17 protein-coding genes are annotated in these 16120 nt (G+C 59.5%); 8 read left to right on the top strand and 9 right to left on the bottom strand.

Going from position 1 to position 16120, the window contains the following annotated elements; translation table 11 throughout:
* Positions 1–43 precede the first annotated feature (43 nt).
* The 3 genes from JJB09_RS03595 to JJB09_RS03605 form a co-directional block, all read right to left on the bottom strand.
* On the bottom strand, positions 44–835 hold the full coding sequence (locus JJB09_RS03595; protein WP_201653232.1) for a hypothetical protein: 792 nt from the start codon (positions 833–835) through the stop codon (positions 44–46).
* A 40-nt stretch (positions 836–875) separates the two neighbouring features.
* The gene (locus JJB09_RS03600) at positions 876–2165 is read right to left on the bottom strand and encodes an Hsp70 family protein (RefSeq protein ID WP_201653236.1); all 1290 of its coding nucleotides are present in this window, start codon (positions 2163–2165) and stop codon (positions 876–878) included.
* A 145-nt stretch (positions 2166–2310) separates the two neighbouring features.
* A complete protein-coding gene (locus tag JJB09_RS03605) occupies positions 2311–2514 on the bottom strand; it encodes a hypothetical protein (protein ID WP_201653239.1) in 204 nt (67 codons plus the stop codon).
* Positions 2515–2725: 211 nt separating this feature from the next.
* On the opposite strand from JJB09_RS03605, the gene JJB09_RS03610 reads away from it, so the two are divergent.
* Positions 2726–4387, top strand: coding sequence for an electron transfer flavoprotein-ubiquinone oxidoreductase (locus tag JJB09_RS03610; protein WP_201653242.1), 1662 nt, complete (start codon positions 2726–2728; stop codon positions 4385–4387).
* 16 nt (positions 4388–4403) lie between these two features.
* Entirely contained in the window at positions 4404–4919 is a 516-nt protein-coding gene (locus JJB09_RS03615; protein ID WP_210341651.1) for a GNAT family N-acetyltransferase, read from the top strand.
* Here JJB09_RS03615 and JJB09_RS03620 read toward each other — a convergent pair.
* Both JJB09_RS03620 and JJB09_RS03625 read right to left on the bottom strand, forming a co-directional pair.
* On the bottom strand, positions 4910–6307 hold the full coding sequence (locus JJB09_RS03620) for an FAD-containing oxidoreductase (protein WP_201653245.1): 1398 nt from the start codon (positions 6305–6307) through the stop codon (positions 4910–4912). The genes JJB09_RS03615 and JJB09_RS03620 overlap by 10 nt on opposite strands.
* Positions 6304–6765 (bottom strand): DUF4126 family protein, encoded by a 462-nt coding sequence (locus JJB09_RS03625; RefSeq protein WP_201653248.1) that lies wholly within the window; start codon positions 6763–6765, stop codon positions 6304–6306. The genes JJB09_RS03620 and JJB09_RS03625 overlap by 4 nt, the downstream gene beginning before the upstream one ends.
* Before the next feature lie 300 nt (positions 6766–7065).
* Here JJB09_RS03625 and JJB09_RS03630 point away from each other — a divergent pair, with 300 nt between their 5' ends.
* From JJB09_RS03630 to JJB09_RS03640, 3 genes are all read left to right on the top strand, one after another.
* Positions 7066–7683: a L,D-transpeptidase gene (locus JJB09_RS03630; RefSeq protein WP_201653251.1), complete on the top strand. Its 618-nt coding sequence runs from the start codon at positions 7066–7068 to the stop codon at positions 7681–7683.
* 372 nt (positions 7684–8055) lie between these two features.
* Positions 8056–9228, top strand: coding sequence for an MFS transporter (locus JJB09_RS03635; RefSeq protein WP_425523683.1), 1173 nt, complete (start codon positions 8056–8058; stop codon positions 9226–9228).
* 101 nt (positions 9229–9329) lie between these two features.
* A complete protein-coding gene (locus JJB09_RS03640; protein ID WP_201653257.1) occupies positions 9330–10232 on the top strand; it encodes a diacylglycerol/lipid kinase family protein in 903 nt (300 codons plus the stop codon).
* A gap of 35 nt (positions 10233–10267) precedes the next feature.
* On the opposite strand, the gene JJB09_RS03645 is transcribed toward JJB09_RS03640, so the two are convergent.
* The 3 genes from JJB09_RS03645 to JJB09_RS03655 all read right to left on the bottom strand — a co-directional run bounded on the left by JJB09_RS03645 (position 10268) and on the right by JJB09_RS03655 (position 12790).
* Positions 10268–11011, bottom strand: coding sequence for a class I SAM-dependent methyltransferase (locus JJB09_RS03645; RefSeq protein WP_201653260.1), 744 nt, complete (start codon positions 11009–11011; stop codon positions 10268–10270).
* 3 nt (positions 11012–11014) lie between these two features.
* Positions 11015–12517 (bottom strand): AMP nucleosidase, encoded by a 1503-nt coding sequence (locus tag JJB09_RS03650; RefSeq protein ID WP_201653263.1) that lies wholly within the window; start codon positions 12515–12517, stop codon positions 11015–11017.
* A gap of 93 nt (positions 12518–12610) precedes the next feature.
* Positions 12611–12790, bottom strand: coding sequence for a hypothetical protein (locus tag JJB09_RS03655; RefSeq protein WP_201653266.1), 180 nt, complete (start codon positions 12788–12790; stop codon positions 12611–12613).
* A gap of 164 nt (positions 12791–12954) precedes the next feature.
* Here JJB09_RS03655 and JJB09_RS03660 point away from each other — a divergent pair, with 164 nt between their 5' ends.
* The 3 genes from JJB09_RS03660 (at position 12955) to JJB09_RS03670 (ending at position 14882) form a co-directional block, all read left to right on the top strand.
* Positions 12955–13656 carry a glutathione S-transferase N-terminal domain-containing protein gene (locus JJB09_RS03660; RefSeq protein WP_201653269.1) on the top strand — a complete coding sequence of 234 codons (702 nt, stop codon included), beginning with the start codon at positions 12955–12957 and terminating at the stop codon, positions 13654–13656.
* Between the two features lie 91 nt (positions 13657–13747).
* Entirely contained in the window at positions 13748–14221 is a 474-nt protein-coding gene (locus JJB09_RS03665) for a group III truncated hemoglobin (protein ID WP_201653272.1), read from the top strand.
* Between the two features lie 397 nt (positions 14222–14618).
* Positions 14619–14882 (top strand): sel1 repeat family protein, encoded by a 264-nt coding sequence (locus JJB09_RS03670; protein ID WP_201653275.1) that lies wholly within the window; start codon positions 14619–14621, stop codon positions 14880–14882.
* Between the two features lie 103 nt (positions 14883–14985).
* Here JJB09_RS03670 and JJB09_RS03675 read toward each other — a convergent pair whose 3' ends face one another.
* A complete protein-coding gene (locus tag JJB09_RS03675; RefSeq protein WP_201653279.1) occupies positions 14986–16107 on the bottom strand; it encodes a pyridoxal phosphate-dependent aminotransferase in 1122 nt (373 codons plus the stop codon).
* Between the last annotated feature and the right edge of the window lie 13 nt (positions 16108–16120).

Consider the following 16120-nt stretch of genomic DNA (forward strand, 5'->3'; position numbering starts at 1 on the left):
CGGCTTTTCAATAGCCAGAAACCGTCAGGTGGTGGCGTTGAAGTCAGACATTTCCACCGAATGACGATGGGGGCGGAGTGCTGTTTGCGGCGGGGTCGTATGGTCCGGGGCGATTGCCGCCAATGTCCTCGGCTTTGAGATAGTAGTGCGAGAGAATTACGGAGATCAGCGTGATACTGACCGCCTCGATGGAGGTCTCGACAACCGTCATCACCGCGCCGGATACATTTGGCATGGCGTCGCGAATGACTGAAGGCTGGATTCCAGACATTCCCGCCGTCATCAGGATTGCGAACTGAAGCACGATTGTCAGGATCAGAACCGCTGCGATGCGGATGAACACAGGCAGGAAGTTGCGCATGCCTCGCTTGAATGCCGCGCCGAGACCGGTGTTTTGCTTGTAGACCGAAGCTGGCAGCCAGGAGCCGGCTAGGCCCAGCAACACGGCATAGCTCAACAGCGTTGCTCCGAAGAAAGGAAGCAGGCCGGGAATGTCGGGGGCTTGGCTATCCGCACCCGTGGCCCCTGATGCCGATAGTAGCACCGGCATCGCCGGGATCACCGAAAGGACCAGCAGCGCCAGTGCTTTGAACATGAAGCCGCCAAACGAGCGGTCGGCGGTCCCATCGGCATTCGGGGCGCCGAACTTGAGATTGAAGAGAGCGGCGCGATGAACGAACAACGCCAGCAACAACCACGCAACCATCGTGCCCGTGCCGGAGGCAGACCGGACTATCCCGGTGTCCGCGAGCGCAGCGACGACCAGCATGGCTATGACGAAGAACAAGTAGAAGTGCCAGTTCTCTCGGATGATGCGGATGCTCGTGGAAATCATGAGTGCCTCTTGTGTATACTCATGATTTCCACCTATGCGTTTATCCGTTTGCTGTCCAGAGGCCGATGTCGTCGCGTTCGCCGATCAGGGCAAGCCCGTGGGCAATCGACATCAGTTCGCCGCCGCTATCGATGCGGCTCGCATCGAAGCGTCGTTCGAAGATCTTGCGGACGGCTGGCACGAAGGATGTGCCGCCGGTGAGAAAGACCCGATCGATCGTGTCGGGCGCGGTTCCCGATTTCACCAGCACATCGTCGAGCGCGCCTTCGATCGCCTTCAGGTCTTCCGTGATCCAGCTTTCGAAATCATCGCGACGGATCGTCCTGCGGCTGTCCTTGCCGAGAGGGGCGAAATAAAACTCGGTTTCCTCGGCTTCAGAAAGCCGCATCTTGGCCGCGGATACGGCCTGATAGAGAGGATAGCCCTCGTCATGCTCGATCAGGTCAACGAAGGCTTCCAGCTTTTCCGGCTCCAGGCTGGAGCGCACGAGTTTCTTCAACTCCTGAAAGTCCCTGAGCGTCTTGAAGATCGACAACTGGTTCCATCTGCCAAAATTGGCGTAGTAGTTTGAGGGCACTTCGAGGATCTTGTCGAAGCTCTTGAAATGGCTGCCCTTGCCGATCTGCGGCGAGACGACGTTGTCGATGATGCGGAAATCGAAATGATCGCCCGCCACGCCGACGCCGGAATGTCCGACGGGTACTGCGCTGAGCTTGCCTCCATGCGTCTCGAACCGGATGATCGAATAGTCGGTGGTGCCGCCGCCGAAATCGGCTACGAGCACGGTCGCGTCCTGCTTGAGGTTCTGCGCGAAATAGAAGGCAGCGGCAACAGGTTCGTAGACGAAATGTATTTCTGGAAAGCCCAGTCGGGTCAGCGCGGTATTATAGCGCTCCAGCGCCAGCGCCTCATCGGCGTTGTGGCCTGCAAACGTCACCGGCCGGCCCGCGACCACGCGCGAATAGTCGCTGGACAGGTCGCGTCCGGCATAGGAAGCGAGCCGGTTGAGGAACACTTCCATCAGGTCCTCGAACTGGTGACGCCTGGCATGCACCAACGTGCCCTGAAACAGCGAGCTTGCTGCAAAGGTCTTGATCGACTGCAAGAAACGGCAGTCACCGGGGTTGTCGATGAACTGGCGGATGGCTGCCGCACCCGCGTCGACATCGAGAACGTCCCTTACCGAGCCTTTCATGAAGGACAGGCATGTACGCATGCTGTCGGATGTTCCGGCCATGCTCTCGAAGGAAACCGAGCGCGTGCCGTCTCCTTCCTTGATTGCCAGTACTGTATTGGTCGTGCCAAAATCGAGGCCGAGGGCTGACGCCATGAGCGTTCTCCCGCGCAATTCGCGCATTGATGAGGATGTTTGCTGCACTGCGGCAGGTGAAGGGTGCGGCTCATGCCACGACGATGGTACGATGGCAAGTGCGAAAGGTGGCTGGCTGCCATGCGTCCGCGATGGCGGCTGTGAATCAAGCCTTCAGTTTTCTCGAAATCCAGATGACGGCGATGCCGAGGATCCCGAGAATGCCACCTCTTGTGATCCACTGCGATTGGTTGATCATCGGGCTTGTCTCGGGATAGGGGAACAGGCCGCTGCCCTGTGCTGCCCACAACGCCCCCATGATGATCATCAAAATACCGATGACAGCGAGGATGAGGCTTATCATTTTCATGTCGTATCCCCCGAGGGTCGGAAGCCGTTGAGTGCCGGGTTTGGCGGCGCTGCGGCAAACACATATCATATGCATGCTGCTTCAAAGATATATAAGCCTCAGGCCCGTATGAATTTGCCGCTTGTCGGCTCGACAAGTCGCGGACGATTTGACAAAAGACAGAGGATTTTTTGACGGTTGGCAAGCCGATGGGGACGAGTGGAGTGCACAAATGAGTGAGATGGACCTTCCGGAACGCGAAAGCATGGAGTTCGACGTGGTGATCGTCGGCGCAGGCCCTGCTGGATTGTCGGCCGCGATCCGCCTGAAACAGGTCAATCCGGACCTGTCTGTCGTCGTCCTCGAAAAAGGCGCCGAGGTCGGCGCGCACATTCTCTCCGGCGCGGTGGTGGATCCGATTGGTATCGATCGCCTCCTGCCCGGTTGGCGCGAGGAGGCCGACCATCCGTTCAAGACCGAAGTGACTGATGATCACTTCCTCTTCCTCGGTCCTGCCGGTTCGATCCGCCTGCCGAACTTCATGATGCCGCCGCTGATGAGCAATCACGGCAACTACATCGTCTCGCTCGGCAATGTCTGTCGCTGGCTTGCCACTAAGGCCGAAGAGCTTGGCGTGGAGATCTATCCCGGCTTTGCTGCAACCGAGTTGCTTTACACGGAAGACGGCGCGGTGCGCGGCGTCGCGACCGGTGACATGGGCATCGAGCGCAACGGCGAGCCGGGCCCGAACTTCGCCCGTGGCATGGAACTGCTCGGCAAATATGTGCTGATCGGCGAAGGCGTGCGCGGCTCGCTCGCCAAGCAGCTGATTGCCAAATACAAGCTCGACGAAGGCCGCGAGCCTGGCAAGTTCGGCATCGGTATCAAGGAACTCTGGCAGGTCAAGCCCGAGAACCACAAGCTGGGCCTCGTCCAGCACTCGTTCGGCTGGCCACTCGACATGAAGACCGGCGGTGGTTCGTTCCTCTACCACCTCGAAGACAACATGGTTGCGGTGGGCTTCGTGCTGCACCTGAACTACAAGAATCCGTATCTCTTCCCCTTCGAGGAATTCCAGCGCTTCAAGACCCATCCGGCGATCCGAGGCACCTTCGAAGGCGGCAAGCGCATTTCCTATGGCGCGCGCGCCATCACCGAAGGCGGCTACCAGTCAGTGCCTAAACTATCGTTCCCGGGTGGTGCGCTGATCGGCTGCTCGGCCGGCTTCGTCAATGTGCCGCGCATCAAGGGCAGCCACAACGCCGTACTCTCGGGCATGCTCGCCGCTGAAAAGCTGGCTGATGCGATTGCCAACGGTCGTGCCAATGACGAGCCGCTCGAGATCGAAAATGCCTGGCGTGCGACCGACATCGGCAAGGACCTGAAGCGGGTCCGCAACGTCAAGCCGTTGTGGTCGAGGTTCGGCACGGTCCTCGGCATCGGCCTGGGCGGTCTCGACATGTGGACCAACCAGCTGTTCGGCTTCTCGTTCTTCGGCACGCTCAAGCATGGCAAGACGGACGCTGCCTCGCTGGAGCCGGCTTCCCAGCACAAGAAGATCGAGTATCCCAAGCCCGACGGCGTGCTGACCTTCGATCGCCTGTCCTCGGTGTTCCTGTCGAACACCAACCACGAGGAAGACCAGCCGATCCACCTGCAGCTCAAGAATCCCGATCTGCAAAAGACCTCCGAGCACGACGTCTATGCCGGTCCTTCGACCCGCTACTGTCCCGCCGGCGTCTATGAGTGGGTGGAGAAGGACGGCAAGGACGTCTTTGTCATCAACGCGCAGAACTGCGTCCACTGCAAGACTTGTGACATCAAGGACCCCAACCAGAACATCAACTGGGTGCCGCCGCAGGGCGGCGAGGGTCCTGTCTATCCGAACATGTGATTTGGGAGGGGCGGATATGGAAATTATGATCCGCCCGGCCATTTCTTCAGACTTTGCTGCTTTGAATGCGATCGAGCTCGACGCCTTCGAAACCTTGCGTGCAGCCGGAGCGGTCTTCGGAGAGGCGATCGCGAGCGGTGACGAAGAACTGCTGCGTTATCTCGAAACGGGCGTGCTTCTTGCTGCAGTTAATGGTGGCGATGTTTCCGTGGGATATGCCGGAGCACTCTGCGGCGATGGCTGGCTGCATATAGGCGAGCTCGATGTCCACCCTGATTGGCAACGTCGGGGCATTGGCCGCCGACTGATGCGCGCGATGCTGGATGAAGGGCGAGCGCGCGGACTTGCCTGTGCCACGCTGACAACCGATCGGTTTGCGCCCTTCAACGCTGCCTTCTATTCGACGCTCGGTTTTCGCATGCTTGAGGCAAGCGAATTGCCCGATCGGCTGGCAGCGATCCTTGCAAAGGAGCATGCCGCCGGCCTTGATCCCGCGCGGCGCGTGGCAATGCAGCTGGATTTTCAGCCCTGACTGTTCGCCTTTCCAGGAGGTGGCTTGAGACCACCCATCAGTGTGGGAATCAGTTCCGAGACCGTCGGGTGGATCGGGACCGCCCACTGGAACGTCCGATAGTCGTTCTTGCCGTTCATCACGTCGAGAATGCCGTGGATGGCCTCATCGCCCTCGATGCCGAGAATGGCGGCGCCGAGGATTTCGTGGGTGTCGGCATCAGCCACCACGGTCATCAGCCCTTTAGTCTCGTCGCGCTCCACCGCGCGCCCGACATTGGTCATCAGCCGGTCGGAAACGAGAATGTTGCGACCGCTGGCTCGCGCTTCCTTCTCGGTCATGCCGACGCGCCCCAACGGCGGATCGATGTAGAGCGCGTAAGCGGGAATGCGGCTTGTAACCTTCCGCTTGCCGCCATCCAGCAGGTTGGCTGCGATGATTTCGAAGTCATTGTACGAGGTGTGGGTGAAAGCCCCCCGGCCGTTGCAATCCCCCAGCGCCCAGATGCCCGCGACATTTGTCCTGAGCTCGTCGTCGACGGTGATGAAGCCGTGGCTGTCGACTACGACGCCCGTAGCGTCCAGCCCGAGATCGTCGGTGTTCGAGGTTCGGCCCATTGCGAGCAGCACGTGGCTGCCGACGACTTCGGGCGATCCAGCCTCGCAATCGACCCGCACCGACACGCCATCGGGATGCTTCGAGAAGGCGATGCAGTTGGCGTTGGTGCGCAGACCGATGCCTTCGCTCTGCATGAGGCTTGCGATCGCCGATGAAATCACCTCGTCTTCGCGCGGCAGCAGGTGCGTCTGGCGCTCGATTATTGTGACATTCGAGCCAAAGCGGCGGTACATCTGGGCAAATTCGAGCCCGATGTAGCTTCCACCGACGACCACGAGGTGATCTGGCACGAAATCGAGATCAAGGATGCTGCTGCTGGTCAGGTATTCGATCTCGCCGATGCCAGGCAGGTCGGGCCTCGAGGGCCGCCCGCCGACATTGATGAAGATCTGAGGTGCGGTGATGTCTTCGTCGCCGACACGGAGGACATTCGGCGATGCGAAGCGGGCATGGGTTCGATAGATTTTCAGGGTTGGCATGGCGCCGAGCCAGCCTTCGATTCCCTCCCGGGAATCGACAATGACCTTCTGCGCCCGTGCGCGCACTTTTGCCATGTCGATGCGCGGCTGGCTCTCAAGTATCACGCCGAAGTCGGCGGCTCGAAAAGCCATATGACCGACGCGCGCGGAAGCGACCAGCGTCTTGGTTGGCTTGCAGCCCGTGTTGACGCAGGTGCCGCCGAGATGTTTGCGCTCGACAAGCGCGACCTTTCGGCCTTCCGAGGCGAGCCGCCCTGCCAGCGGCGCACCCGCCTGTCCCGCGCCGATGATGATTGCGTCAAAGGTTTTCATGCCAGGCTCCAGACAATCAGAAAGGCGCCGACGACGGCCACCGCATCTTCAATGAGGGCGGCCGGCATATCGCTGCCGAGGATTGCCGCGAGGCGGCCGCGTACTGCAGCGCCGCCATAGGTGCCGATCACGGCACCGACGATGCCGGCGATCAATCCCGCCACCAGTATCTCGCCGCTCTCTCCGATCGCCGCGCCCGCCAGGCCGCCCATGAGGATGCGGGCGGCGAACTGCGGTGGCACCTTGCGGCTCGGTGTCGTCGGCCGCTTGTCGTTGACCAGTTCGCCGAGAGCCAACAGCAAGAATATCCAGGGCGTCCATTGATAGCCCAAGAATGCAAGCCAGCTTTGCGACACATCGATCCATCCGAGATGCGCCGCCCAGCTGACGGCTGCAGGTGCGGTCATGGCGCGCAGGCCTGCAACGATACCGATGAGGAGAGAAAGCACTGCAATCATAAGAACCTCCGGGTAAGAATTCATGAGAGCGGGCAAGGTGGGCGATGGAAAGCCCCGACTTTTTCAAAAGGGTATTCGCAACAAGGCTCACGTCCGCATCAGCGCGCAAGTCGGGAGTCTGGTGCTGCGGCTCGACTACGGAACTGGAAAATATGCAGGAATTCACCAATGCGTAGCAATTCTATTTCGGAATGACAACATTGCGGCGAGTGGGCTTGCAGCATTCGCGCGGCTTAACCGACCATTAACCATAATTCCCTAATTTCCGGGCAGGGCAACCGGATATTAAGGACCTTTTTCATGACGATCACGCGGCGCGGCCTTCTCCTCGGCATGTCGGCACTGTTGGCAGGCTGCACCACCGAGCGTTCGGTGCAGAGAGCCAATTACGCCGCGCGACCTGACGAGACCCATCCACTGCCGGCCATGCCGGTGGAGCAGATCAAGCCCGAGCTTCGACGCACCGAAGTGGCTTACGACACCAGCCATCCCGCCGGCACCATCGTTGTCGATACGCCTGCGCGTCGGCTCTACTACGTGCTGGGCGAGGGCATGGCGGTACGTTACGGCATTGGGGTCGGCCGTGAAGGGTTGGCCCTCCGTGGCGGCGCCTATATCGGTCGCAAGGCGGAATGGCCGACCTGGACGCCGACCGCCAACATGATCCGCCGCGATCCGGAAAAGAACTTGAAATACGCCGGCGGCGTGCCCGGCGGCATCAACAATCCGCTCGGTGCCCGCGCTCTTTATCTCTATCGCCACGGCAACGACACCCATTTTCGTATCCATGGCACCAATGCGCCCAGTTCCATCGGTCAGGCCATGTCGAGCGGTTGTATCCGCATGTTGAACCACGACATCATCGATCTCTACGCGCGCGCCGAAGTCGGCGGCCGGGTCGTGGTTATCCAAGCTTGAGGGTTTGTTGGCCCGGTAGCCTCCGCCTCGTCTCAAGTTTCAGATATCGATGTTTGCGCCGCTGAGTGCTGGGCCTTGGCTCTGGGATGAGGGTGCATGTGTTGCCGGTCGTCCTCATGCGAGGATGAATATTGCGCGCAACGTTCAAATTTTGGTGTGCGGCGCACAAAGCGCTTTACGTTGCGGCGTTGGTGCGGCTATAAAACGGCAGGTCGCGCCCACTCCTCCCAAGCATCCGCGGGATACGACCTCTCCACAATCCATTCGAGACAAACCCGGCGCTCCCAGCCGGGATGCCCGCGCCTTTTGAAAGCATTGTCCGTGACCGACGTTACCCTTTCCGACTCGCTCTCCGGCACCGACAAGGGTGCGGTGGAGTTCACCAAGTTTCAGATTTTCCTCGTCATCATTGCCTTGGCCTGCGGCGGCTTTGGAATCGGAACGGGCGAATTCGCGATCATGGGCTTTCTGCCGGATGTCGGTACGAGCTATGGCGTCTCGACGCCGGTTGCCGGCTATGTGATCAGCGCCTATGCGCTGGGTGTGGTCGTCGGCGCTCCGATCATCGCGCTGCTTGCGGCACGTGTTTCGCGTCGCAATCTGTTGCTGTCGCTGATGGCGGTGTTTGCCACGGGCAATATTCTCAGCGCCTTTGCGCCGGATTTCAATTCGTTCTTCATCCTCAGGTTTTTGACCGGTTTGCCGCACGGTGCCTATTTCGGGGTTGCTGCGCTGGTGGCCGCTTCGATGGTGCCGTTTCACATGCGGGCGCGGTCCGTCGGCTGGGTCATGATGGGTTTGACCATCGCCACCCTGGCAGGCACGCCGATCACCGCCTTCTTCGGGCAATTGCTCAGCTGGCGGGTGGCCTTCATGTTCGTCGGCGCAATCGGTGCGCTGACCGTGGCGCTGATCTGGCTTTACCTGCCGAAGGACGAGGTGGCTGAAGGCGCCAGCGTTTCGCGCGAACTCGGCGCATTCTATCGTCCGCAGGTCTGGCTGACGCTGGCGATTGCCGCGACGGGTTTCGGCGGCATGTTTGCGGTGTTCAGCTATATCGCCCCCACCGTCACCGAGGTCGCCGGCATGCCGTTGAGCATGATTCCGGTCATCCTTGCTTTGTTCGGTGTCGGCATGAATGTCGGCAACCTCGTCGGCTCCAAGCTTGCCGACATATCGCTGATGGGAACCATTGGCACCATGCTGGCACTCAATGTGCTGATCATGCTGATGTTTGCGCTGACCGCGGCCAATCCGTACCTGCTGTGCCTTTCGGTTTTTCTCGTCGGCTGTACCTTTGCTGCCGGCCCGGCGCTTCAGACACGACTGATGGATGTCGCCGCCGATGCCCAGACGCTTGCCGCTGCTTCCAACCACTCCGCTTTCAACATCGCCAATGCCATCGGCGCCTGGTTCGGCGGCATGGTCATTGCCGGTGGCTACGGGTATGCAGCCACCGGTTATGTCGGCGCTGGCCTGTCGGTCCTCGGCCTGGTCGTGTTCTTCATATCGCTGGCCCTGGAGCGCAACAGCGAACCCGCATAGCGGGCTCTACGGGCAAAGCGCCCGCTCTGCTTGATAGTCGATCCCTCAAAACCCACATAGTCGTCGATGGCAATGGCGATTTGCGGCTCGGGATTTGATGGATGAAGATCAAGGCGGTTTTGAACAGGGACGGAGGCACATTCCGCACGGCGGACATGGATGCCTATGCTGCCCATGCAAAACAGGTCTTTCAGGCCGCCGGCGATGAGCTGGATGTTGCCGTCGTTGCCGGCAGGGAAATGCCATCCGAACTCGATGTCGCCGCCGCCCGCGAGGATATCGACGCGATAATCGCAGGCGGCGGCGATGGCACGATTTCCACCGCAGCCGGTATCGCTTGGCGATCGGGCAAACCGCTCGGTATCATTCCGGCCGGCACGATGAACCTTTTTGCCCGCTCCCTGAAACTGCCGCTCGACATATGGTCCGTTCTGCCGGTATTGGCCTCGGGCGATGTCCAGAACACCGACATCGGCAGCGTCAATGGCCGGGCCTTCGTCCACCAGTTTTCCGCGGGCATGCACGCGCGCATGGTGCGGTACCGAAATACGCTTCCCTACAGGTCGCGCGCCGGCAAAATCGCCGCGAACGTCCGCGCCTCTGTCGGCGTGTTGATGAATCCGCCGGAGTTCGACATCGAGTTCTATGTCGACGGTTACCGCGAGCACCGCCGGATTTCCGCGATTTCCGTATCGAACAATCCATTCGGCCAGAACGGCCTGATGTTTTCTGACGACCTGACAACGGGCCATCTTGGTTTCTATCTCGCTGATCCGCTTCGTCCGTCGAGCGCAGCAAAGCTCGCCGTGGATATCCTGCGCGGCAAGCTCAAGCAAAACGCCGCAATCACGGAAATGAAGGTGAAGGCAGTCGATCTGCATTTTCCCAAGGTCTATCGCTCCGCCAATTACGTGCTCGATGGCGAGCTTATTCCGCTTGGCCGCGACATCTCGATAAAGCTTCATCCGGGCGAACTGAAAGTGATCGTGCCGAAAGACGTCTGAGGGCGCGGCTTGGATTGGTTATTGCAGAACCCGCACTAGCCAAGCCGGCCGATCGGTATGATTTCTTTGGCTTGCTCATGGAAAGGTTCACCTTTCCAGTCGCCAAGCCATCGATCGGCCCTCAGGCCGGCCTCGGCCAGCAGAGCCTCCAATCTGGGTTTGCCCATGAACCGGATCTGCGATGAAGCCGACAGCGTCTTGCCTGTTGCGGCGATCTCATAGAACGTCTGGTAGGTGGCGATCGCGGTGGCATCATCAAACGCCACGTCGTTCCAGGCTTTGACATCGCCATAGACGGGATGGGGTACGATCCGCTGCGACGTATCGGGCACCCACTCCCGCCATTCCTGGCATAGTGGATTGCGGGTGTCGAATATGAAGCGGCCTTCGGGCTCAAGATGGGCCGCAATCGTCGTCAGCACGGCTGAAATTGCTTCATCGGTCAGGAACACTTGGAAGGCGTGGCCGGTAAGCATGATCAGGTCGAATTTCTCGCCGAGCCGCACGGTTTCGGCAGGAGCCTCAACCCAACGCACCTTGTCACCGCCGTCGCGTTTGCGGGCGACCTCAAGCATCGCGGCCGCCGGATCGACACCCGCGACGCGCCGCTGTCCGTCGGCGGACATTGCCGCCAGCTGACCCGTGCCGCAACCGAGATCGAGTAGAGAACGAGCGTCGCGCGCAAGCTCGATGCAAAAGCCGAAGTCGTCCCAGACGCCGTTTTCCAGATCATAGAAATCGACGAGTTCCGGATCGCGGTAAAGGGGATCGTCGCTCATCGGTTACTGGAACGCCGTTTCGAAGAAGCTTCTCAGCTTGCGCGAATGCAGTTTCTCCGGTGGCATGGCCGAGAGGAGCTCGAGCGCCCGTAGCCCGATGCGCAGGTGCTGGTTGACCTGGTTCTTGTAGAACGCGGTCGCCATGCCCGGCAGCTTGAGCTCGCCATGCAGCGGTTTGTCGGAGACGCAAAGCAACGTGCCATAGGGAACGCGGAACCGGAAGCCGTTGGCGGCGATGGTGGCCGATTCCATGTCGAGCGCGATGGCGCGCGCCTGTGACAGGCGCTTGACCGGTCCTCGCTGGTCGCGCAGTTCCCAGTTCCGGTTATCTATGGTCGCCACCGTGCCGGTGCGCATGATCCGCTTCAGATCGTAACCGTCGTAACCTGTAACTTCGGCGACCGAATCCTGCAGAGCCTGTTGGACTTCGGCAAGTGCCGGGATCGGCACCCAGATCGGCAGATCATCGTCGAGGACGTGGTCCTCGCGCATATAGGCGTGCGCCAGCACATAGTCGCCAAGCGTCTGGCTGTTGCGCAGCCCTGCGCAATGGCCGAGCATAAGCCATGCATGCGGCCTGAGAACGGCGATATGGTCGGTGATCGTCTTTGCGTTTGATGGCCCGACGCCGATATTGACGACGGTAATGCCGGCATGACCCTTTTTCTTGATGTGGTAGGCAGGCATCTGCGGCAGGCGCGTTGTGGGCAGGCCCTCGGTGGGCTCGCTGTCCCCGGCCTTGGTGATCAGGTTGCCCGGTTCGACGAATTCGGTATAGCCGTTGCCGCCGGCGCGCATCTGTTCGCGCGCCCAGTTGCAGAATTCGTCGATGTAGAACTGGTAGTTGGAAAACAGCACAAAATTCTGGAAATGCTCCGCCTTGGTCGCGGTATAGTGGCTGAGCCGTGCAAGAGAATAGTCGATGCGCTGTGCGGTGAACGGGGAGAGCGGACGGGCGGTGCCTGCCGGTGGCTCGTATTCGCCATTGGCAATTTCGTCATCGGTCGTCGTCAGGTCAGGCGCGTCGAAGTGATCGCGCAGCGGCGCATCGAATGTAGCACCGGCCGATGCTTCGACGTGAGCACCTTCGCCAAAGGCAAAATGCAGTGGAATCGGCGTCGATGATTCGGCAACCGTGATCGGCAGGCCGTGGTTCTTGATGAGCTGGCTGAGCTGCTGTCTCAGGTAATGCCTGAACAGACGCGGGCGCGTGATCGTCGTGGAATAGAGGCCCGGCTCACTGAGAAATCCGTAGGGGAGCCGCGCGTCGATCTTGTCATAGCGGACTGTGGCGATCCGCACCTCCGGATAAAAGGCCCGATAGCGGCCGAGTGGCTCTCCGCCCTTGACGATATTCTCGAAGGCTTCCTTGAGGAACGCAGTGTTGCGATTGTAGAGCGCTTCAAGCGTTTCAACGGCGGCTTCGGCGTCGGTGAAACTCACCGCTTCGAAAGGCTCGGGGGAATGGATATCAAATACGGATGAAGAAAGGATTCGCTTTGCCATAAGTCATTATAGGAAGCGATTCGTGACAATCAAACTGTCTGAATGACGATACCGTAAAATATTTGCCGAACTGTGCTTTCCAACTGGCCGGATTCAGTTCCTGATCGAGCAATGCAGGCCAAGCGGTTGCGGGCAGGGGGCATTGAGGCCGAAGTGGCCTGTCTGGCTGAGTTGCACCCTGCGGGCTTGGCTGTTGACGACCATTGTCAGGCCGAGCGCAAAGACGGCGAAGGTCAGGCAGACAATTGTAAAGCGCCGCATCAGTATCGTCATCGAAGCCATGTCCCGAACGTGTGTCATTGTTGAACAGGTTTTACGGCATGCTTGCTGAACTGCCCCTGAGCCCCGCATTCATTTTCCGTTCAGAATGGTTGCCGCGGAAGGATCGACGCACTACCTCTGCGTTGTGATCCGCTTGGGGACAATGGAGTGATGGAATGGCAGCACCGATCGAACTGTACTACTGGCCAACGCCGAATGGCTGGAAGATCACCATCATGCTGGAGGAACTGGGCGTTCCCTATGAGGTGAAATACGTCAATATCGGTCGCGGCGAGCAGTTTGAGCCGGGTTTCCTGAAAATTGCGCCCAACAACCGGATGCCGGCAATCATAGATCCGGACGGTCCAGGCGATGCGCCAATCTCGATTTTCGAATCGGGTGCGATCCTACAATATCTCGGCCGCAAGTATGGACGCTTCTATCCCGCCAGCGAGCGGCAGAGAGTAGAAGTCGAGCAATGGCTGTTCTGGCAGGTCGGCGGGCTTGGTCCGATGGCAGGGCAGGCGCATCACTTCCGCGGTTATGCACCGGAGCAGATACAGTACGGCATCGACCGTTATACCAACGAGGTCAATCGGCTTTACGGGGTGATGAACACGCGGCTCGCCGATCGAGCGTACCTTGCCGGCGAATATTCGATTGCCGACATGGCGTGCATCGGCTGGGTCATTCCATACAAGAATCAGGGGCAGGATCTCGGAGATTTTCCCAATCTGAAGGCATGGCATGAGCGCATGCACGAACGGCCTGCCGTTCTCCGGGGCATCGAAGTCGGCAAGGAAGAGCGCGCCCGCCAGGCCAATCTTGCCGATGACAAGGAAGCGCAGAAGATCCTGTTCGGCCAGCGGGCACGTTGAGCCGGCGATCAGATTGTCATGTGGCAGAATGCGGCATGGCGTTTCGCCATGCCTCTGCTAACAATGCTCGCACCGCACCCGGAGATGGAAAATGACAACGCGTGAGCGCCGCGCCGAGGCCAAAGCCAGGCGAATGGCCGAAACCGGCATCGATGACGCGATGATCGAACGCCTCGTGCGGTCCTTCTGCGGCAAGGTACGGCAACATCCGGTGCTTGGCCCGATCTTCAATGAGCGGGTAACCGACTGGGAAGAGCATATGCAGCGTCTCATGGCCTTTTGGTCGTCTGTCATGCTCGCCAGCGGGGCCTATGGGGGCAGTCCGATGCAGAAGCATCTCGGTCTGCCAGTTGACTCCAGGCATTTTGATATGTGGCTGAGGCTGTTTATCGGCACGGTTGCCGAAATCTGCCCGCCTTCCGCTGGCCGACTCTTTGCCGAGCGCGCGTTGCGGATTGCCGAAAGCCTTGAAATGGCTATTGCGGTCGAACTCGGCGTCATGTTGGCGAAGGACGAGCGACTTCATCGCCCCGATGCGGATGTATTCCTGCCCGACGACGCTTAGAGCCTGGCGGCTCTTTTTTGGCCTTTTGCTCCCGAAAATTACCGACGTCGATTTTGCCAACCCAATTTGTGGTGAACAGTCGGTTTATTTCTCAAGATGAAATTTCTGTAAAAATTTCTGGAATTCGCGAGAGTTCCGGTGGGTCCGATACTTAACAAAAACCCAAGTTTACCAACTGTTTGAACTTTGTTTGCCTCAAATTAATCATGCATTTTAAGCCCATGTTGAAATGCTGTTGGCATAGTAGAGCCATAAGACGGGCGGGAACAACTCGCCGAACCCGAGAATAGATCTAAGATATCCACAGAATAAAAGATGGGTAGATCTACCTCCGGCGCCTCTCAAGGCAAGACAGGGCAAAAGTAAAACGAAACTATACGTTCGAAGGGACAGCAAAATGGCACGCTATGAAATGAACGGCATGGCAACGGCAATGGGCGGCAAAGCCCAGGCTGACGTCTTCTGCGAAATGGGCCTGATGTATGCGATTGGCCGCGGTTGCGAGATTGATCTGGTCGCTGCGCACAAGTGGCTCAACATCGCCGCGATCAAGGGCTCTGACCGGGCTGCGGAACTCCGAGCGGATCTCACGCCGTCGATGACCAAGACCCAGTTGGCCCAGGCGCTGCGCGCCGCCCGCGAATGGATGACCATGCATTGAGCATGGCATCGCGCTGGACAAGTACACGGCCGTAGAGAGCCGGTCCAGCATCACTAGATACCCGGCTTGGTTGCCGGATATCCCAATTTAGTCTCACGATTGATTATCGGCTTTGGCTGGTTCGTTCCAGCACCTTCGGCAGCGCCTGCTCCAACAGGTCGAGTTTCGGCTCAGGCCCCACGCTGATGCGAATGCAGCGGTTGAGGGGCGCTACGCCCGGCATGCGGATGAATACCCCTTCCTCCATCAAACCGTCGACGATCGCGCGGGCATAGGCGCCGTCATGGCCGCAATCGATCGTTACAAAGTTTGTCGCTGAAGGCAGGGGCTTTAGGCCATTGGCACGCGCGATATCGGCGATCCGCTCCCTTGCCGCTCCAATTTTTCCAATCACGTCCTTCAGATAGGTCTGATCCTTCAGCGCTGCGATGGCGGCCGCAACGCCGATCCGGTTCAGTCCGAAATGGTTGCGGATCTTGTCGAAAGCGCGGGCCGTATCGGCGTGCGCAATGACGTAGCCGATCCTCGAGCCGGCAAGCCCGTAGGCTTTGGAGAATGTGCGGGTGCGGATAACGTTTGGCCGGTCGATGAGTGCATCCGCCGCAGGAATGATGCCGGCGGGAGCGGTTTCCCCATAGGCCTCGTCGAGGATCAGCATGGTCGTTTGCGGCAGCGCGCGCGCAAACTCGACGACGCGCGATCCAGCAATGGCGCTTCCCATCGGATTGTCGGGATTGGCGAAATAGACGAGCGGTGCATCTTCTCGGATCGCAGCTTCGAGCAGGCCGTCGATATCTTCGCTATCGTCCTTGTAGGGCACGGTGACCAGGCGCCCGCCATAACCGGTGACGTGATAATTGAAGGTTGGATAACCGCCGAGCGAGGTGACGACCGGCATGCCCGGTCCGATGATCAGGCGGACGATCTGGCCCAGAAGTCCGTCGATGCCTTCGCCGACATTGATCTGGTCGATGCTCACGCCATGATGCGATGCGATCGCTTCACGCAGTTCAAAGTTCTCGGGGTCGGTATATTTCCACGTCTGGGTTGCTGCCTGCGTTATCGCATCGATGACCGACGGCGCTGGTCCGAAGCCGTTTTCGTTGGCCCCGATACGGGCTTTCACGATGAGATGGCGGTTTCGTTCGATGGCTTCCGGGCCGACGAATGGAACGGTCGCCGGAAGCTCTCGGGCGAGCGCGGTAAAGCGCGGAAAACTGGACATGCAATAGACCCTG

The sequence above is a fragment of the Phytoamicus setariae genome, assembly GCF_016722925.1.
Lineage (GTDB): Bacteria > Pseudomonadota > Alphaproteobacteria > Rhizobiales > Rhizobiaceae > Rhizobium_E > Rhizobium_E setariae.